Source organism: Rhodococcus sp. NPDC056743 (assembly GCF_042790355.1).
Lineage (GTDB): Bacteria > Actinomycetota > Actinomycetes > Mycobacteriales > Mycobacteriaceae > Rhodococcus_F.
In genome coordinates this window covers 214,806-232,177 of record NZ_JBHTZI010000010.1, presented here as the reverse complement: position 1 = coordinate 232,177, position 17,372 = coordinate 214,806, and the positions used below count along the sequence as shown (strand labels likewise).

Here is a 17,372-nt window from a genome sequence, read left to right as displayed (position 1 = left end):
AGACCGTCATGGCCGCCGGAAATCATCGCGCCCGTTTCAGTCGACGCGCACGTTTCAGTCGACCAGAGCCGACTCGATCACCGGCCAGGAACGCACCAGTTCGTCGTGCCAGTACGGCCAGCCGTGTGTGCCCACCGGTTGCGCACTTCGTGTGACGTCGACGCCCTGGCCGCGCAGTACACCCGCAATCTGATCGGTGCACAGATTGGAGCCCAGTTCCATGACACCGCCGACGATCACAACCCGAGCAAGTTCGGGAGTCTCGAGGGTTTCGTGGGGACCCGGTAACCCTGTGCCCGAGGACAGATACACCGTGGTGTCGCGCAGCTTGTCCGCGTTGGCGAAGATGTCGTGTTCGCGCCACGCGGGACTGTCGACCGGACCCCACATCTGCTCCGACGTAGCCATTCCGTTGATGACGACAAGGTCTGTCAGTGCCTTACCGAAACCGCCCACCGTCGTGTAGCACCCGCTGTACGCAGCGACGGCGTCATACAGATCCGGTGCGCGTTGAGCAAGCATCAGCGCCGCCTCGGCACCCATCGAGATTCCACCGATTGCGTTGCGCCCGCTGGTGTCGAAAGCCTCGTCGATCAACGGCGGCAATTCCTTGGTCAGGAAGGTCTCCCACTTGAGCCTTCCGAATTTCGGGTGGTCTTCCTGCCAATCGGTATACATGGTTCCGGTTCCACCGATCGGCGCAACGACAAAGACATTCTTGTCCCCGAAGAACTCCCGCGCGTTGCCCTTCTCCGGATCGAACCAGTTGTTGTCCTCGATCTGGCCCGAGTTTCCGTCGAGCAGATACACGACGGGGCGAGGCTCCGAACCGTCAGCCGGGAGGAACACCCTGACCTGCATCGTGCGCTGCATTGCCGGACTGTCGACGTCGAGCAGCACTTCCCGATCCGAGACCGGGGTGGTGGCAGCGATTCGCGGCGACGCATCAGCGGACACGGTGTATTCCGGCGGCGCCGATTCGTCGGCGGCCGCGATGACCGGGAGGGCTACCACTGACGCCAGCGACACGGCGCACGCCAGTGCGATATGAGAGATACGCATGCAAAAGTCCTTACAAGCCGAGGGACGCGGCGAACATCGGCCACGAATCGTGCAGGTCGTCCTGCCAGTAACCCCACGAGTGGGTACCGGCCGGTTTGATGTTGTACCGGATGTTGTCCATCCCCAGAGCGGTCGTCCGATCCGCCAACTGTGTTGTGCAGAAGTGCGTGGCGGCCTCGATGCCCCCACCGAGAGCCAGGGTTGCAGCCAACGCCGCGACACTGTTGTCGATGCGCGGATCGGCCAACGTGTCGTACCGACCGGGAATGCCCGTCGCCGTCGTGATGTACATCGGAATTCGCGGTAGCTTCTCCGCATTCACCACCGGATCGTGTGCCACCCATGCAGGGTCGTTGTACGGCCCCCACATGTTCTCGGGGTTACCGCCGCCGATTCCGACGACCACCTTCACGAAGTCCTGCCCCGGACCGGGGCTGGTCATCGCGCAGCCGCTGAACGAACCGACACTGTTGTAGACCGTCGGCGCAGCCATCGCCAGGTTCAACACCGACGTGCCGGCCATGGAGATCCCGCCGAGTGCGTTCTCACCCGTCGTGTCGAAATACTCGTCGATCACGTGTGGCAGTTCCGCGGTGAGGAACGTGGCCCACATGTTCACGCCGTTGTTCTCGTTGATCCTCGCGAGACCCGGATCCGGCCTGAGCCAATCGGTGTAATAGCTGAAGGCGCCGTCCAACGGGGTGACGACGTTGACGTGCTTGTCGGCGAAGAACTCCGGGACATCCGTGCGCGCCGACCACGTCGCGTCGTTCTTCCCACCGTCAACTCCGTTGAGCAGATACAGCGTCGGAGCGGGAGCCGACGTGTCGGCCGGACGAAGCACCTGGACCGGAATTCCGCGATCCATCGACGGTGAGTAGACGACGACGTCGACGAGGCGCCCTTCGCCGGGCACGGCACTGATCACCCGCGGACCGTCGGATTCTGCGCCGAACGCGGCCGGACCGGCGGCCACCGCCGTCGACGGCGCGGCGAGGAGAATCGCCGCAGCGATCAATCCGCCCACTGTCCGGGTACCTCTCATCGAACCGTCCCTCTTGTCGCCGAGCACAGACGGACATTATTGCCTGAAATGTTCGCTCTCGTGGGCGAACAGCCCAGTCACTGCCGCCGTCCGACCGCCCGGCGTGATCGAGGAAAACCCCCAACGATAACCTGAACGAGACCTTCGCACGCACCCTTGTTCAGGAGAAATGATGGCCGACTTCCTCTATGAGGACCTGTTGCCGATCGGTGAGGACACCACCGAGTACCGACTGCTCACCACTGAAGGGGTGTCGACAGTCGAAGGTCCGGACGGCCGGACCTTCCTGAAGGTCGAGCCCGAAGCGATGCGTCTGCTGACCGAAACGGCTCTGCACGACATCTCCCATTACCTGCGTACCGACCACCTGACGCAGCTGGCGAGCATTCTCGACGATCCCGAGGCGTCCAACAACGACAAGTTCGTTGCCCTCGATCTGCTGAAGAACGCAAACATCGCCGCCGCGGGTGTTCTCCCGATGTGCCAGGACACCGGCACCGCCATCGTCATGGGCAAGCGCGGACAGCACGTCCTCACCCCCGGTGACGACGAGCAGTCCATCGCCCGCGGTGTCTACGACGCGTACACGCGCCTGAACCTGCGTTACTCGCAGAACGCCCCCATCACGATGTGGGACGAGAAGAACACCGGAAACAACCTGCCCGCACAGATCGAGTTGTACGCCGATACTGCTGCCGGACATGAGAACTCGTACAAGTTCCTGTTCATGGCCAAGGGCGGCGGTAGCGCCAACAAGTCCTACCTGTACCAGGAAACCAAGGCGATCCTGAACCCCGACTCGATGATGCAGTTCCTCGAGGCGAAGATCCGCTCACTCGGTACCGCAGCCTGCCCGCCGTACCACCTCGCGATCGTCGTCGGCGGCACGTCTGCCGAGTTCGCGATGAAGACCGCCAAGTACGCGTCGGCGCACTACCTCGACGAGCTCCCCACCGAAGGCGCCATCACGGGCCGCGGCTTCCGCGATCACGAGCTCGAGAAGAAGGTCTTCGAGCTCACGCAGAAGATCGGCATCGGCGCCCAGTTCGGCGGTAAGTACTTCTGCCACGACGTCCGTGTCGTCCGACTCCCCCGCCACGGCGCTTCGCTGCCCGTTGCCATTGCCGTGTCGTGCTCCGCAGACCGTCAGGCCAAGGCCAAGATCACTCCCGAGGGCGTGTTCCTCGAGCAACTCGAGTTCAACCCGGGCCGTTTCCTGCCCGAGGTCACCGACGCGCAACTCGACGCCGACACCGACGGCATCTCCGGAACCGGCAAGGGCGCAGCGGTCAAGATCGACCTCACCAAGCCCATGGCCGAAATCCTCGCCGAGCTTTCCAAGCACCCGGTGAAGACACGTCTGTCGCTTACCGGCCCGTTGGTCGTGGCCCGCGACATCGCCCACGCGAAGATCAAGGAACGCCTCGACGCCGGCGAGGAAATGCCGCAGTACCTCAAGGATCACCCGGTGTACTACGCCGGCCCCGCCAAGACACCCGACGGCATGGCCTCCGGTTCCTTCGGCCCCACCACCGCCGGCCGGATGGACTCGTACGTCGAGCAGTTCCAGGCCGCCGGCGGCTCGATGATCATGCTGGCCAAGGGAAACCGGTCCAAGCAGGTCACCGACGCGTGCAACACGCACGGCGGTTTCTACCTCGGATCCATCGGTGGACCGGCTGCTCGTCTGGCGCTCGACTGCATCAAGAAGGTCGACATCCTCGAGTACGCCGAGCTGGGTATGGAAGCTGTCTGGAAGATCGACGTCGAGGACTTCCCCGCGTTCATCGTCGTCGATGACAAGGGCAACGACTTCTTTGCCCATACCGGTGAGGTAACCCTGACGATCGGCAAGCGTCCGGGTCTGTAGACACGTCAATAGCAAAGAGCCCCGGCGATTTCCGATTCGCCGGGGCCCTTTTGTGTGTTTGTCAGGTCCAGAGTGCGGCCACAAAGACGGTCACGATGGACAGTCCACCGACGACGTGCACGAGATTGGGGTTGGGCTGCCCCTTCTTCTGCCTGGCCCGCGTGATCTCCGCCAGCGCGACGATGACCAGTGAAAGTACAAGCTTCACAGCGATCTTGGCGTGAATGTAGTTCTTGTCCAGAGCACCTTCCCCGAGTCCGACGATGATGAGGCCCGACACGAACTGCAGGCGCGCTCCCCAGACCATCACCTCGGTAACCGAGGGGGCCTTCAGGACTGTGAAATAACTACCGACAAGGGCCGCCATGCCGAGCAGGTGAATGACTACAAAGACATTGTAAAGAAATGACATACCTGCACTGTAGCGCCTAATTTGCGCCGCCTTAACCGAACTCCGATATCTGTTACACGATTCCGGCGTCTCGTGCCGCATCGCGATATTTGGCCGCGAGCGTGTCCACCGTTTCGTGCGCATTGAGTCCACTGGGATTGGGCACGATCCAGAGCTTCGAGCCTTCGAAATCGTGGTCCTGACGACCGGCCTTGGCCTTCTTGTTACCGAAAGCTGTTCGATAGGCGGTGATCCCGGCAAAAGCAACGACAACAGGCATTGTTTCCCGCACGACCTTTCGCACCCGAAGTCCACCGGCCGCGAGTTCCTCCGACGTCAATTCATCTGCGCGTGCCGTTGCCCGCACCGCCAGATTGGTGATGCCCACTCCCCGGTCGATCAGGTGTTGTGTGTCTGCTGCCGACATACCGTCCGACGGATCTATCGGCCGCTCGATGATGCCGGCCCGCAACAACGCCGGATAGAAACGATTACCCGGCCGCGCGAAATGCGCACCCGTTGCCGCCGTCCACAATCCCGGATTGATGCCAACGAACAGCAATCGGCAACCCGGTCCGATCAGATCGTCGATCTCGGCGTCGCGATACGACTCCAACTCCGCACGCGTGAATCCCATCGGGCCAGTAGATCAGACCCGTCTCGCAAAGGTATCGCGCACCTCGTCGATCGCGTCATGCATCAGTTGTTCGTAGTGGTCGATATCTGCAATCGCCGACGGACTGGTCGTGATGCTGATGGTCACGGTGTCACCGATACCGTGCACACCGTGGGTGAGTGACATGACCGGCGACAGGCTCGGAAAACCGGCGGTGAATCGCACTGCAGCGCCGCCGAACACCAGATCGGCTGCTCCACGGGCCACACTCGACACCACAGTATTGCCCGTCACCGTCTCGGGAATCGCTGTGAAATCGTATTGCTGTACACCCCAACGAATAAGCGGCCCCGGCACAGCCTCCAGCGCACGGTCCGACGCTGCACTGGATGGGTGCGCTGCTCGTGCCCGGCGCTCGGCCATCGACTCCTTGATTCGCCCGGCGCGCTCACGCAGGTCTGCCACCTCGGGGAACAGACCTACACCTGCGTTGCGGAAGTGGTTGCGCGATGTCGGTTTTCCGTCCTTCGCGATGGTCACTTCGGCGCCCAACTCGGGGGGTACGACGCCATCGGCTGCCAGCAGATACTTGGTCATGGCCACCGAGATCGCCGTCATCGCCCCCACCGTCACGGACACGCCTTCCGCTCGGAGATCTGCCGCGTCGCGCACCACCATCCGCACCAGCCGGTGCGCATCGGGAGGAATGTTCGAGGTAACCTTCGGCCGGTTGGGAGCCTGCGGCGCAACAACTCCGGCTTCCGTATCGGCTTCGAGTTGTAGCTGAGCTCGATGACCCGCGCGACCGTCGCGGAAAAGGCGGTAGATCTGACCCGGCAGCCGCAGTGCCGCACGGGTGAGTATTTCCGCCGAACTGCTCGAACGCCGATCGATCTCTTCACGTTTCGGCTCCTCAGCTGCGAAGAGCGTGCGCGCAATGCCGCTCGCCCGCTTGCCGTCTGCCAACGAATGCGCCACCTGCAGAACGGCAATCAACGCAGGCCCGTCGCAGCGTGGCGCGCCGCGCACACCCTCGAAAAGGTGTAGGAGCCATGGGGTCACGCGCGGGTTGACGTGATTCTCGAGCAACACTTCGATCGCGTTGATGCACTCTTCCCACGAAGAGCCGGGAAGTCGATGCGTCACGACCAACGACTCGTCAACCGGCATCGGTTCCCACAGCGGATAATCCAGATGCCACGGCACTTCACGAATCCGCACGCCCAGATCCGGCATCGACGACGCGCGATCGAGGACCGCGCGTCGCACATCCTCGAGCGATTCCGATTGCCCCTCGAAGCAATAGAGCAGGAGCTGATCGTTGGGGATCTTTTCCGAAATCCAGAAAGTTTGGGCGTCGGTGGGCGTCATCCGTAGCACCGGGTGACGGTACCACCGCGGCATCAGCCCTTTTCGGCTTCGGCTTTCAACTGCGCGAGGCCCTTCTCGAAGTCCTTGCCCACCATTTTGTCCATGCTGAAGATGAATCCGAAAATTTTGAAGAAGAAGTTCTTCTTCCCTGTCATTTGCCACGTCACGCGAACACCACTGTTCTGCGGCTCGAGAAGAAAGGTCGTGACGTTCTGGGCTTTGAACGGTTTGAGAAACGAAAGATCCAACACGACACGGCTACTCGGAACTGATTCCGTAATCGTCATCGAACCTGAACCGGCCTTCTTGTTGCCAGACCAGGCGTACGACGCACCAACGCCGGAATCGGGTCCCGAGTACGTCCGCTGCATCGCCAGGTCCAGGCCCTCCCACGGAGACCAGGTGGTCCAGTGGTGGAAGTCGTTGATCAGATCGAAGACAGTGGCGGCCTCCGCATTGATGACGGCGGAGCGTTCGACCAGAAACTCGTCGGAATTCTGTGAAGCCATAGTCTTCTCTCCAGAGCTCTAGGGGCGATCAGTCTCCGGAATTATCCACGCTGACGCTGCCGCCGTCGAGACAGAACTCAATCCCGCAGGCATAGACAGAAGTGATGGCCGACCGGGTCGCGGTAGACGCGGAAGGTCGGATGCTCGGGGGTTGCGTCGACGCGCTCCGCACCGAGACTCAGTACCCACTCTTCGGCCGGGCCGAAAGCGTCGATGACGAGGTCGAGATGGATTCCCACACCCACGCTCGGCCAGTCCACCGGAACAAAATCCGGGGCGAGCTGAAATGCCAGTCGCCGGCCCGGCGCCCCTTCGATCACGTGCCAATCATCTTCGGCGCGAATGGTTCTCCACCCGAGCACTTGTTCGTAGAAGCGTGCCAGCGCAGCCGGATCCGGACAGTCCAGGACTGTGTAATCCATTCCGATATTCGGGCGCACGGCTAAGCCTTCCGCTCCTGCACTTTCTTACGCACGAACAACAGCGGAAGCACCAGCGTCGCAACTGCAGTTACCAGCCACACGACGACGGTTCCCAGAATCCACGTCGAGACGCCGGTGATCGACAGGTTGGAGAAAATCGACGCCAGCAGAAGAGCAACAAATGTCGACACCAATCCGATTCCGCCGAGAAATGCCGGGGCATGGCGCTTTGCCACCTTGGCAATGAACGGCGACAGAACCGACTGCGCAATCGCAAAGATCACGACCGCCACGACGAATCCTGATGTGGGCGCCGAGAAGCCTGAAAGAATCAACGACGCAACAAGAAGTCCGACGGCCGCAGACCCCAGGAAAATCGCGGCGCGAATCAAAAAGCTAATCATTAGCTGATCCTATATGCCCGATATACGACATGGCAGCACTTCACAATCCGAGAGAATGCTGAACATCACGCAGTGTTCGCGCCGACGCCTGCAGACCCGCGCGTTCGCCCTCCGCCAACGGCACTTCCAGTACGCGGCCGGCGCCCGCCCCGCCGACCAATGTCGGTAACGACAGGCATACCCCGTCCAGATCGTGTACTCCGTTCTGCAAAGTCGAAATCGGCAGCACCCGCTGCTCGTCGCGCAGCACCACCTCCACCATGAAAGCGCTCGACAGCCCGATTGCAAGGTTCGTCGCGCCCTTGCCTTCGATGATCTGATACGCGCTTTGCACCACCGCGGTCGCGACCTCGTCGCGGATCGTGCTGTCGAGTGTGTTGCCTGAGGGACCCACAAATGCCGTTGCCGGAACACCGCCGATGGTGGCGCTGGACCACAACGGAATTTCGGAGTCGCCGTGCTCACCGACGATGAACGCGTGCACATTCTCGACTGCAACACCCAACTTCGACGCCATGAGAAAGCGCAGACGTGCCGTGTCCAGCACCGTCCCCGATCCGAAGATCCGATGACGGTACGGCGGGCCCGCGGCCTGAACCGCTGCGTACGTCGCGATGTCGACGGGATTGCTGACAAAAAGAATGATCGCTTCGGGCGACTGCGAGAGAAGCTGCTCCGTCAAAGTCTGCGCGATCTTCACGTTGACCGCCGCCAACTCGAGACGGGACTGCCCGGGTTTCTGCTTGGCCCCGGCTGTCACCACCACCAGATCGGACCCTGCCGTCACAGCGATGTCGTCACCACCATCGACCGAGCACGGTGGGGTGAATTGAGTGCCGTGGTTGAGATCGAGCACCTCCGCACGCACCTTCGCTGCGTTCGTGTCGTAGAGGGCCAGTACGTCCGCTGATCCACGGATGAGGCACGCATAGGCGATGGCCGTGCCGACACTGCCGGCGCCGACGATGGAAACCTTCTTCTTCCGAGAGCGATATGCCGTCGTCATAGCTTTGATGGTGCGCCTTTTATAACGATTTCGCAGGGTATCGGGATTGCCAGCGTTCTCTCAGGCTTTGATCGCAGACCTCTCAGAATTGCCGTAGACCATGGTGGACATGGCAGAGGTAACGGTTTTTGCAGTCGGCGGCACCGGCGAGTCGTACGACGGTGACACCCGCACCCACGTAGTCGGACTACTGAGCGCGGTGACGCGTGAACTCGACGATCGCTTCGACGCCACGTGGGTGAGCTACCCCGCGTCGTACGGACCTGTTGCCGACGGCGGCTCGAGTTTCCGTCACAGCACCGAAATGGGCGCCCAGGCGCTGGTGGCGGCTCTCGCCGAGGTCCGCGGACCCGTCATGCTCATCGGATACTCACAAGGATGCTCGGTCATTCGCGCGGCCCTGCCGAAAGCGAACGGCAGCAACATCATCGGGATCGGGTTGATCTCCGATCCGCAACAACCAGTCGGGGTTCTCACAGGTTGCGAGGGGTATGGCGTCGCCGGCGACGGACCCGAAATTCCGTCGTGGATCCCGGTGAAGTGGATCGGACATCCGCAGGACTTGATTTGTAACGCCAGCGACGACAGCTACATTCGTGACATCGCCGACCTCACCAGCTGGATGTCCTTCACCCAGGCGCGAGTGTGGGCAAACAAGGTGTGGGAACTGCTCCGAAGCAACACTTTTCAGAACGCGCAGAAAACTCATTTCAGCCCGCAGCAGTGGCGCAAGGATCTACGACGCCTCCACACGGCATTCCTCGAAGTCCTGGGATACCTACCCAGCCGAGTGAGCTGGCGGCGCTTCCAGATCCGGAACCCCCGCGGCGGGCGGCATGTCAGCTACGCGAGCGAACCCCTCGACGCCAGCGGGCGCACGGGCTGCCAAGTGCTGGCCGATTGGATGACGGCACAGGCTCAGGACGTCAAGCTGCTCCCCGCCGCAGCCTGAATCTGCAGACGCAGGGCCAGTTACCCCTGCGTCTGCAGAATTGCCCTGCGAGTAGTCGTGGTTATGCCGGTTCCCTCATCACGCCGACGTGGCGGGCCGTCCCGGAAAGGCCGGGAAGCTCTTGCACGGGCGACCAGGTGTTCAGGCCATCGGCGCTGTCGGAATACAGGTACTTTCCTTCGACATAGGCGTCGAGATAGATTCGCCAGTCGCCGTTCGGCAACTGAGCCAGCGCAGGACCTTCCACGAACGTTCCCCAATTTCCGGGCGGGACAAAGGAATAGGGGCCCGTTGCCGACGGCGCGACCGCATGCTCGACAACCTTCGTCGTCTCGTTCTTGGTGAACGCATGATAGGTCGATCCCACCTTGACCACGGTGGTGTCGATGTGGTCCGCACCGATCCCGGCGAGCGGAACTGGCAGGCTCCACAACCGCAGCGACGGTTCCAGCGCCGTCATCAGATACGGCACAAATCCTCCACCGGTCGACATCGACACGATGACGTTGACGCGGTCGCCGTCGACGAACCACTCGGGTGCCCAGGCTTTGGTGACGAACGGTGACAACGACGGGCCGTCGCTGAAGCCGGCCGACCCCGAGAAGCCCGGCGGGCTCGCTGAACCCGTGCCGTCCCCGGTGCCTGGCATGAAGGCACAGCAGAACGGGAGTGAATAGTTCGCCAGAGGTGTCCAGGTGATGCGGTCGGTACTGCGTGCGAAGCCGATACTCGTTCCGCCCGTTGTGTAGGTGAGGTAATACATTCCGTCGGTATTCCGGAAGATGCTCGGATCACGCACCAGCCCGGACGGGGGCCGATACGCCGACGGTTTGACGAGTTGGAATCCAGTGCCGTCCGCGGACTCGAATACATCCATGTCGCGGTCGCTGGCGTTGCTGAACGCCACCATCGTGTACCGCCAGGCCGACGGTTCAGCGCCGCTGGCCGGGGCCGCGACCAGCAATCCTGCGATAACGAGCGTCACCATCGAAATGGCGGAAAGGACGGTCCGTTTTGTCGGATTCACCGGTGAAGTATCTACGACGCAAGCGCCCCATGCGCAACATTGACCGCAGGTGTAGCTGGATCGTTACAGACGGCGGTGTGGTCGCGCCGGATAGGTACCTGCATAGGTAGTTCAGCGGATGTCTCCAGGCTCCCCCGCCCGCATCCTTGACAGGTACTTATTCGGGCAATGAGAGGTGATTTCCGGTGATGACCTTGACGGATCAGCTGGACAACTGTGAATACCTACTGGCTGACGCGGAGCTCATGGGCAACGGTGATGCTGCCCGGCGGTTTCGCGAACATCGCCTCAGGTTGGTTGAACAGCTGGCCAGGCTGCGGGCCTCGGGTCGTTGCGCGTAGGTGTCAGTGAACTCGACGGTTTGTAGGTTGCGGCGACCACCGCTCCGAGACGGATCCCCGCGTCCCCGCGGGGACGTCCCCGGCGGCGCCACACCGAATCATCGCTGACCAGCAGTCGATGGGATGATTGCCTGCGTGTCAATGCCCCCGCCGCTGCCCGTCAAGAACGGAGTTGGCCCGACGCGTCTACGCATCCCGCTGTCCGGGCCGTGGGCGACGATCGCCGAGTACGTCGTGGCGAAGTTCGACCATCTGGACGCCGAAAACCTGTATCGACGGTTCGACGACGGCGAGTTCGTGGGTATCGACGGCCACCCGATCTGCCGGAGCACAGAGTTCAGCGCGCACCAGTTTGTCTGGTACTACCGTGAGTTGCCGGCGGAGGACCCGGTGCCGTTCCACGAGGAGATCCTGCACGTCGACGACGACCTCGTCGTGATCGACAAACCACATTTTCTTCCGACCACCCCTAGCGGGCGCTACCTGCGTGAGTCGGCTCTCGTCCGACTGCGGGTCCGCCTCGACAACCCAGATCTGACGCCGATCCATCGACTCGACCGGGGCACCGCGGGCGTGGTGATGTTCTCGGCCCGCCCCGCGACGCGCGGTGCGTACCAGTCATTGTTCGAGAAGCGGCAGGTCACGAAGGTCTATGAGGCGGTGTCGGCGCGACCGTCCCGGTGGGGCCAGGATGCCCCGAGGCTCGCCGAATCCGACGGTCCCCTCGTCTACCGCAACCACATCGAAGCTCGGCGCGGCGAGTTGCGGGTCCTCGTCGACGACAGCCGTGAACCTAACTCCGAGACCATGATCGAGGCGCGAGGGACGGGCGTGAGCGCCTCCGGACGTGCTGTGCTGCACACGGTTCTGCGTCCGCACTCCGGTCGGTTGCACCAGTTGCGGGTACATTTGGCGGCTCTCGGCGCCGGAATCCTGGGCGACCGGCGATACCCCGACCTATTGCCCGACGCGCCGGACGATCATTCCCTACCACTCCAATTGCTCGCGAGGGAACTCGAATTCACCGATCCGCTGTCGGGAAGACCGCGGCGGTTTGTCACACGTCGGACGCTCAGCGAGATGCCCGCGTCCGACTCCTAGCTCTGGACGGACTGAACGGACCCTCTTGCACCGCGCTTCTGATTTCCGGCCCGAATGTCGCTGGATGACTACCGGTCCCCCGATCCGAACATGGTCCCCGCGTCCCCGCGGGGACGTCCCCGTCAGTGCCACGGCGAACCTGTCGGAGCAAGACTCGACCATGACTGGGTGGCCTTTCGGGACGGGCTCTCCAAACACCTCGCCGCGATGGAGGTCGACGACATATTGATCTTCGAGTGGCACGAAGCACCAGTCAGCTCCGGATCACCTCCGTGGATCCAGTTCCTGAGGTGGAGCAACCGCGATATTCGCGGCGAAGTCGTTTCGAATGCTTACCTTGCCCCTCGCTACAGGATCGCCCGCGCCGCGAGGAACTGCTGTGCGGTCTCGGCTGGAATAGGCCGACCCGTCTACCTGAAGATCCCGGCGACAGTGGGTCGCCGGCGTTCTATGTGGACAGGAAGATGCGCAAAACTCGTCGCCTGGCAGCCTTGACCGTGACCACACTGCGCAACTTCTGGAACGTACCCCATCCGCGCATGTTGAGGGCCGAAATCATCGGGAGCTTGGAGGGCACCAGATTGATGGAGGTAGACCACGCCAACTCAAATATTCGAAGTGGCGAGTACACCGACTCCGATTCGAACGACGTCCACCGGATCCTCGAACAGGTAATCCGCATATCAGAGGAAGCTCTGGGGATCACTCCTCAGATCAGTCAGGAAGGTCAGCTGGTGAAAGACAGACGGCCCGCGTACCGCTGGGTTGAGATGCACCCTGAAGCGTCGAAGTATCAGACCGGTCTGATCGAATCCTCTGCATGAAACGGACAACGTCCCAGTAACTACCTAGACAAAGTCGCCGAACGAATAGGAAGTGACGAATGGGACCCTGCGGACATCGCCAAGGGCTGGGAGCTGTCAACTACATACAAGTCTCGTCTGTGATCGCGGAGTATCGCTCCGTCAGGTGAGGCCAGATCGATACGTTGATCTTGTAGCGGTGCCACAGCGTATCCAAAGACTCCGCCTCCCGGTGCGGGGTCTTTGGTATCCTCTGCCAGCAGCCCTGCGAGTACCGTCTGGCCGGGTCGCGCCGGACGCTCCACTCAACGAGGCGCGAGTGAGGCGCCCGGGACGGTCATTTCTTCGGCATCCTGCCGATATCGCTGCGCATCCACTACCACTTGAAGGAGTTAGCTATGGGTTCGTCCCCCGGTTTCACGCTGGCCGAGAACATTGCCGGATTTGCCAGCTGGGCTTTCGGAAGTCTCGTCATGGTCGGCGTCGCCAGTGTCGTCGCCGGTTCACTGAGTTCCGCTAGCTGACCGACGCGCGAGGCGGCTTTCGCGCGGCTCCCACGGTGTCGCATCCCGATAGTTTGGGGTTCTGGCCGTGTTCGTGCACGAAGGTGCTCAGCTATCCAGGATCCTCGCTCTGCGGGCGGACCCACTGAGTCCACCTCCATCTGCCAGAGCGTGAGATCGCATGTTTCGTCCATGCAGGGTTGAACGCCTACGAGCATCGCCCTGTTCTATAGACGACGGATGGCCCCCACCTGTGAGGGTGGGGGCTTCGTCGTGTGTGCCAGCGCTCCCCAGACGTGATCGGCCCGTCGTGCGCTGGCATATCCCCCTGCAGCCAAGCACGATCAAGACACGGTTCCAGAATGCTCGCTCAGTTCTACGTGCCGCCAAACGAGACAAGATGCTCGCCGAGGATCCGACCGAGGCCATCACCCCCGACAGGCTGCTCGAGATCTTGGCGGAACATGCGCGTCAGTTCGTTGGCAGCAACCGCGTGCCTGGCTGTTCCCTGACGAGAACGGCCCCCCTTGGCATCAGGACTCGGTCGGCCATCGTTGCGGACCCACCGCGGACGGAGAGCCAGGAAAGACCCTCTGAACAGGGATTCTAAACATTGAAGCGGAACTCCACCACATCGCCGTCGGCCATGATGTAGTCCTTGCCCTCCATGCGGACCTTGCCGGCAGCCTTGGCTGCGGCCATGGAACCCGCCTCGACGAGATCGTCGAAGGACACGATTTCAGCCTTGATGAAGCCGCGCTCGAAGTCGGTGTGAATGACGCCGGCAGCTTGGGGCGCGGTATCGCCCTTGTGGATGGTCCAGGCGCGAGCTTCCTTCGGACCAGCCGTCAGGTAGGTCTGCAGTCCGAGAGTGTGGAAACCGGTGCGTGCGAGAGCGTGCAGGCCGGGCTCGGTCTGACCGATCGAGTCGAGCATTTCCTGGCGGTCTTCCTCGTCGAGTTCGAGGAGTTCCTGCTCCACCTTGGCGTCGAGGAACACGGCGTCGGCCGGAGCGACGGATGCGCGCAGTTCAGCGATCTTCGCCGCGTCGGTGAGCACCGACTCGTCGGCGTTGAAGACGTACAGGAAGGGCTTGGTGGTGAGCAGGCTCAACTCACGCAGCAGCGAGAAGTCGAGCTTGTCCTTGACGCTGAAGAGCGTCGTGCCCTCATTGAGGAAAGCCTGGGCCTTGAGCGCCTCGTCGTGGGCCGGCTTGAGCTCCTTGTTCTTGCGAGCTTCCTTGTCCAGACGCGGCAGAGCCTTCTCGAGCGTCTGCATGTCGGCGATCACGAGCTCGGTCTCGATGACCTCGATGTCCGAGGCCGGATCGACCTTGCCGTCGACGTGGATGACGTCGTCGTCAGCGAAAACGCGCACTACCTGGCAGATTGCGTCGGCTTCACGAATGTTGGCGAGGAACTTGTTGCCAAGGCCGGCACCCTCGGAGGCGCCCTTCACGATTCCGGCGATGTCGACGAAAGACACGGTCGCGGGAAGGATGCGCTCGGAGCCGAAGATCTCGGCGAGCTTCTGCAGCCGCGGATCGGGCAGCTCGACCAGGCCGACGTTGGGTTCGATGGTCGCGAACGGGTAGTTCGCAGCCAACACGTCGTTGTTGGTCAGTGCATTGAAAAGGGTGGACTTGCCGACGTTGGGCAGTCCGACGATTCCGAGGGTAAGGCTCACGGTCTGTGGATTCTACGGCCTCGCGGCGACGCGACGGGTACTCGCCCCACCGTCACGTCGCCGCAGGTGATCAGTTGTAGTTGTAGCTGTCGACGGACGCCACGATCGCGACCAGGAAGATGACGTAGAACGCGATGAGCAGAACCCATCCGATGACCGCGATCAAGAGCGCGATCTGCCCGAGCTTCTTCACCCGCTCCGACGCGTACTGAGCGCCCTGGTGATCGCCCATCGCCCACTTCGGATAGATGTCGTGCAGGTGGTTGAACGCGGCAAACGCGACCGGCCAGAAGAAGATGATCGACGCGACGGCCCAGCCTGCATTGGACTTCGGCGGCCCGTATTGAGGCTGTGTGTACGTCTGTGGGGCTGCATACTGCTGCGGCGCGCCGTACTGCTGGCCCGTCGGGTACTGCTCGGTCGGGTACTGCTGATACTGCTGGCCGGCGGCGGCTGATTGGTCGTAGCTCGGTGTCTCGCCGTAGGTCGGTTTCGGTTCCTGCGGTTCGGTCATCAATCCCCCAAAGATTCGGTTTCGGTTCTCTACTGCAGAACCTAATGGAAGCGGACGTCGCGGTGTCGCAGTGAGCGCCTACGCTCTCGAAGTGACTCGGATGCTGATTGTGCTCGCCATATGGATCGTCGGACTCGGAACGGCGACGCTCGCGAGCGTCGTCTCGCCGGGATGGTGGGTGATCGCGGTTGTCGCACTCGCGGTGGCTGCGGTGGGTACGTACGATCTGACTCAGCGGCGGCACAGCATTCTGCGTAACTACCCGATTATCGGCCACGCACGATTCCTGCTCGAGAAAATCCGACCGGAGATTCAGCAGTACTTCGTCGAATCATCCACCGATGGAACGCCATTCGATCGGGAGACACGCGATCTGGTGTACGAGCGCGCAAAGGGAACGCTGGCCGAGGAACCTTTCGGAACCGAGCGCGATGTCAATGCGATCGGCTACGAGTTCATGACACATTCGATCCGGGCCCGCACAGCCCCCGACACCATTCCGCGAGTACGCCTCGGCGGACGCGATTGCACCAAACCGTACGACATCGCTCTTCTGAACGTCTCGGCGATGAGCTTCGGATCGTTGTCCGCCAATGCAATCGAGGCACTCAACGCGGGCGCCGCGAAAGGCGGCTTTGCCCACGACACCGGAGAAGGTGCCATCAGTCCGTATCACCGCAAACACGGTGGCGACCTGATCTGGGAAATCGCGTCCGGCTACTTCGGATGCCGAACCGAGGACGGGCAATTCGATCCGGAACGCTTTGCCGAGCGCGCAGCCTTGGACCAGGTGAAAGCCATTTCGATCAAACTCTCGCAAGGCGCCAAGCCCGGATTGGGCGGGGTACTTCCCGGGGTCAAGGTCACCCCCGAAATCGCCGACACGCGAGGCGTTCCCGTCGGCCAGACCGTCATATCGCCGCCCGCTCACACCACATTCGGAACACCTGTCGAACTGGTCGACTTCGTCGAAACGCTGCGGACGTTGTCCGGCGGCAAGCCGGTCGGAATGAAACTCTGCGTGGGTTCGCGTCGCGAGTTCCTCGGCATCTGCAAGGCGATGATCGAACGCGGCATCACGCCGGACTTCATCATCGTCGACGGTTCCGAAGGCGGCACCGGCGCCGGCCCGGTCGAGTTCGAGGATCACATGGGCATGCCTCTGACCGAGGGTTTGATGCTGGTCCACAACGCGTTGGTGGGGACGGGATTACGGGATCTCGTGAAGGTCGGAGCGTCCGGCAAAGTTGCCAGCGGCTCGGACATCGTCAAACGCATCATTCAGGGAGCCGATTTCACGATGGCCGCCCGCGCAATGATGTTTGCGGTGGGCTGCATTCAGGCCCAGATGTGCCACACCAACCGCTGCCCCGTCGGCGTTGCGACTCAAGACCCGGCCCGCACGCGCGCCCTCGACGTCCCCGACAAGAGCGAACGTGTGTACCGATTCCAGAAGGCAACCGTCGCCAGCGCGCAACAGATGATCGCGTCAATGGGTATCGATTCGTTCGATCAGCTGCAACCGGCAATGCTGAACCGTCGGATCGACGGCCTCACGACTCGGACCTATGCCGATCTGTTCGACTGGCTCATGCCCGGCGAACTGCTCGACTCCCCGCCACAAAGCTGGCTCACCGACTGGATCGACTCCGACGCTCATCGATTCTGAAATACCGGCCACGTATCGCGCGGATTCACACTTCTCGTCCTACAGTGACAGATGGCCCGCTGTGACGGCGGCCACATTTG

17 protein-coding genes and 1 pseudogene are annotated in these 17,372 nt (G+C 62.1%); 6 read left to right on the top strand and 12 right to left on the bottom strand.

What is annotated here, in order from left to right; all coding sequences use genetic code 11:
- Positions 1–54: 54 nt before the first annotated feature.
- Both ACFRFQ_RS23665 and ACFRFQ_RS23660 read right to left on the bottom strand, forming a co-directional pair.
- Positions 55–1,062, bottom strand: a complete 1,008-nt coding sequence (locus tag ACFRFQ_RS23665) for an alpha/beta hydrolase (protein WP_378663016.1) — start codon at positions 1,060–1,062, stop codon at positions 55–57.
- Positions 1,063–1,072: 10 nt separating this feature from the next.
- A complete protein-coding gene (locus ACFRFQ_RS23660) occupies positions 1,073–2,107 on the bottom strand; it encodes an alpha/beta hydrolase (RefSeq protein WP_378663014.1) in 1,035 nt (344 codons plus the stop codon).
- Positions 2,108–2,279: 172 nt separating this feature from the next.
- On the opposite strand from ACFRFQ_RS23660, the gene ACFRFQ_RS23655 reads away from it, so the two are divergent.
- The gene (locus tag ACFRFQ_RS23655) at positions 2,280–3,977 is read left to right on the top strand and encodes a fumarate hydratase (RefSeq protein ID WP_138872518.1); all 1,698 of its coding nucleotides are present in this window, start codon (positions 2,280–2,282) and stop codon (positions 3,975–3,977) included.
- A 61-nt stretch (positions 3,978–4,038) separates the two neighbouring features.
- Here the strand turns inward: ACFRFQ_RS23655 and ACFRFQ_RS23650 are convergent, their stop codons facing one another.
- The 7 genes from ACFRFQ_RS23650 to ACFRFQ_RS23620 form a co-directional block, all read right to left on the bottom strand.
- The gene (locus ACFRFQ_RS23650) at positions 4,039–4,389 is read right to left on the bottom strand and encodes a hypothetical protein (RefSeq protein ID WP_378663012.1); all 351 of its coding nucleotides are present in this window, start codon (positions 4,387–4,389) and stop codon (positions 4,039–4,041) included.
- Positions 4,390–4,441: 52 nt separating this feature from the next.
- Positions 4,442–5,005, bottom strand: coding sequence for a mismatch-specific DNA-glycosylase (locus ACFRFQ_RS23645; RefSeq protein ID WP_378663009.1), 564 nt, complete (start codon positions 5,003–5,005; stop codon positions 4,442–4,444).
- Positions 5,006–5,017: 12 nt separating this feature from the next.
- Complete coding sequence (locus ACFRFQ_RS23640; RefSeq protein WP_378663007.1) at positions 5,018–6,355, bottom strand: WS/DGAT domain-containing protein; 1,338 nt, start codon at positions 6,353–6,355, stop codon at positions 5,018–5,020.
- A 32-nt stretch (positions 6,356–6,387) separates the two neighbouring features.
- Positions 6,388–6,864 carry an SRPBCC family protein gene (locus ACFRFQ_RS23635; RefSeq protein WP_378663004.1) on the bottom strand — a complete coding sequence of 159 codons (477 nt, stop codon included), beginning with the start codon at positions 6,862–6,864 and terminating at the stop codon, positions 6,388–6,390.
- Between the two features lie 77 nt (positions 6,865–6,941).
- Complete coding sequence (locus ACFRFQ_RS23630) at positions 6,942–7,286, bottom strand: VOC family protein (protein ID WP_378663002.1); 345 nt, start codon at positions 7,284–7,286, stop codon at positions 6,942–6,944.
- Between the two features lie 20 nt (positions 7,287–7,306).
- Positions 7,307–7,690 (bottom strand): hypothetical protein, encoded by a 384-nt coding sequence (locus tag ACFRFQ_RS23625; protein ID WP_378662999.1) that lies wholly within the window; start codon positions 7,688–7,690, stop codon positions 7,307–7,309.
- A gap of 40 nt (positions 7,691–7,730) precedes the next feature.
- Complete coding sequence (locus ACFRFQ_RS23620) at positions 7,731–8,696, bottom strand: L-lactate dehydrogenase (protein WP_378662996.1); 966 nt, start codon at positions 8,694–8,696, stop codon at positions 7,731–7,733.
- A gap of 109 nt (positions 8,697–8,805) precedes the next feature.
- Between ACFRFQ_RS23620 and ACFRFQ_RS23615 the strand changes: the two genes are divergently transcribed.
- Positions 8,806–9,648, top strand: coding sequence for a PE-PPE domain-containing protein (locus ACFRFQ_RS23615; protein ID WP_378662993.1), 843 nt, complete (start codon positions 8,806–8,808; stop codon positions 9,646–9,648).
- Positions 9,649–9,709: 61 nt separating this feature from the next.
- Here the strand turns inward: ACFRFQ_RS23615 and ACFRFQ_RS23610 are convergent, their stop codons facing one another.
- A complete protein-coding gene (locus ACFRFQ_RS23610; RefSeq protein WP_378663344.1) occupies positions 9,710–10,636 on the bottom strand; it encodes an arabinofuranosidase in 927 nt (308 codons plus the stop codon).
- Between the two features lie 503 nt (positions 10,637–11,139).
- Here ACFRFQ_RS23610 and ACFRFQ_RS23605 point away from each other — a divergent pair.
- The 3 genes and pseudogenes from ACFRFQ_RS23605 to ACFRFQ_RS23595 all read left to right on the top strand — a co-directional run bounded on the left by ACFRFQ_RS23605 (position 11,140) and on the right by ACFRFQ_RS23595 (position 13,444).
- The gene (locus tag ACFRFQ_RS23605; RefSeq protein ID WP_378662990.1) at positions 11,140–12,117 is read left to right on the top strand and encodes a pseudouridine synthase; all 978 of its coding nucleotides are present in this window, start codon (positions 11,140–11,142) and stop codon (positions 12,115–12,117) included.
- Positions 12,118–12,171: 54 nt separating this feature from the next.
- Positions 12,172–12,941, top strand: a pseudogene (locus tag ACFRFQ_RS23600) (hypothetical protein).
- A 377-nt stretch (positions 12,942–13,318) separates the two neighbouring features.
- Entirely contained in the window at positions 13,319–13,444 is a 126-nt protein-coding gene (locus ACFRFQ_RS23595; protein WP_378662987.1) for a hypothetical protein, read from the top strand.
- A 585-nt stretch (positions 13,445–14,029) separates the two neighbouring features.
- Here the strand turns inward: ACFRFQ_RS23595 and ychF are convergent.
- Both ychF and ACFRFQ_RS23585 read right to left on the bottom strand, forming a co-directional pair.
- On the bottom strand, positions 14,030–15,109 hold the full coding sequence (gene ychF, locus ACFRFQ_RS23590) for a redox-regulated ATPase YchF (protein ID WP_138872507.1): 1,080 nt from the start codon (positions 15,107–15,109) through the stop codon (positions 14,030–14,032).
- A gap of 70 nt (positions 15,110–15,179) precedes the next feature.
- Entirely contained in the window at positions 15,180–15,623 is a 444-nt protein-coding gene (locus ACFRFQ_RS23585) for a CD225/dispanin family protein (protein WP_378662984.1), read from the bottom strand.
- Positions 15,624–15,714: 91 nt separating this feature from the next.
- On the opposite strand from ACFRFQ_RS23585, the gene ACFRFQ_RS23580 reads away from it, so the two are divergent.
- Positions 15,715–17,292, top strand: a complete 1,578-nt coding sequence (locus tag ACFRFQ_RS23580) for an FMN-binding glutamate synthase family protein (protein WP_378663341.1) — start codon at positions 15,715–15,717, stop codon at positions 17,290–17,292.
- The last annotated feature ends 80 nt before the right edge of the window (positions 17,293–17,372 follow it).

Excerpts from the sequence above, each read along its gene's own strand:
- ACFRFQ_RS23610 (WP_378663344.1), bottom strand. The coding sequence starts at position 10,636 with ATGGTGACGCTCGTTATCGCAGGATTGCTGGTCGCGGCCCCGGCCAGC.
- ACFRFQ_RS23615 (WP_378662993.1), top strand. The coding sequence starts at position 8,806 with ATGGCAGAGGTAACGGTTTTTGCAGTCGGCGGCACCGGCGAGTCGTAC.
- ACFRFQ_RS23620 (WP_378662996.1), bottom strand. The coding sequence starts at position 8,696 with ATGACGACGGCATATCGCTCTCGGAAGAAGAAGGTTTCCATCGTCGGC.
- ACFRFQ_RS23645 (WP_378663009.1), bottom strand. The coding sequence starts at position 5,005 with ATGGGATTCACGCGTGCGGAGTTGGAGTCGTATCGCGACGCCGAGATC.
- ACFRFQ_RS23660 (WP_378663014.1), bottom strand. The coding sequence starts at position 2,107 with ATGAGAGGTACCCGGACAGTGGGCGGATTGATCGCTGCGGCGATTCTC.
- ACFRFQ_RS23605 (WP_378662990.1), top strand. The coding sequence starts at position 11,140 with ATGATTGCCTGCGTGTCAATGCCCCCGCCGCTGCCCGTCAAGAACGGA.
- ACFRFQ_RS23630 (WP_378663002.1), bottom strand. The coding sequence starts at position 7,286 with ATGGATTACACAGTCCTGGACTGTCCGGATCCGGCTGCGCTGGCACGC.
- ACFRFQ_RS23650 (WP_378663012.1), bottom strand. The coding sequence starts at position 4,389 with ATGTCATTTCTTTACAATGTCTTTGTAGTCATTCACCTGCTCGGCATG.
- ACFRFQ_RS23625 (WP_378662999.1), bottom strand. The coding sequence starts at position 7,690 with ATGATTAGCTTTTTGATTCGCGCCGCGATTTTCCTGGGGTCTGCGGCC.
- ACFRFQ_RS23665 (WP_378663016.1), bottom strand. The coding sequence starts at position 1,062 with ATGCGTATCTCTCATATCGCACTGGCGTGCGCCGTGTCGCTGGCGTCA.
- ACFRFQ_RS23635 (WP_378663004.1), bottom strand. The coding sequence starts at position 6,864 with ATGGCTTCACAGAATTCCGACGAGTTTCTGGTCGAACGCTCCGCCGTC.
- ACFRFQ_RS23655 (WP_138872518.1), top strand. The coding sequence starts at position 2,280 with ATGGCCGACTTCCTCTATGAGGACCTGTTGCCGATCGGTGAGGACACC.
- ACFRFQ_RS23585 (WP_378662984.1), bottom strand. The coding sequence starts at position 15,623 with ATGACCGAACCGCAGGAACCGAAACCGACCTACGGCGAGACACCGAGC.
- ACFRFQ_RS23640 (WP_378663007.1), bottom strand. The coding sequence starts at position 6,355 with ATGACGCCCACCGACGCCCAAACTTTCTGGATTTCGGAAAAGATCCCC.
- ACFRFQ_RS23595 (WP_378662987.1), top strand. The coding sequence starts at position 13,319 with ATGGGTTCGTCCCCCGGTTTCACGCTGGCCGAGAACATTGCCGGATTT.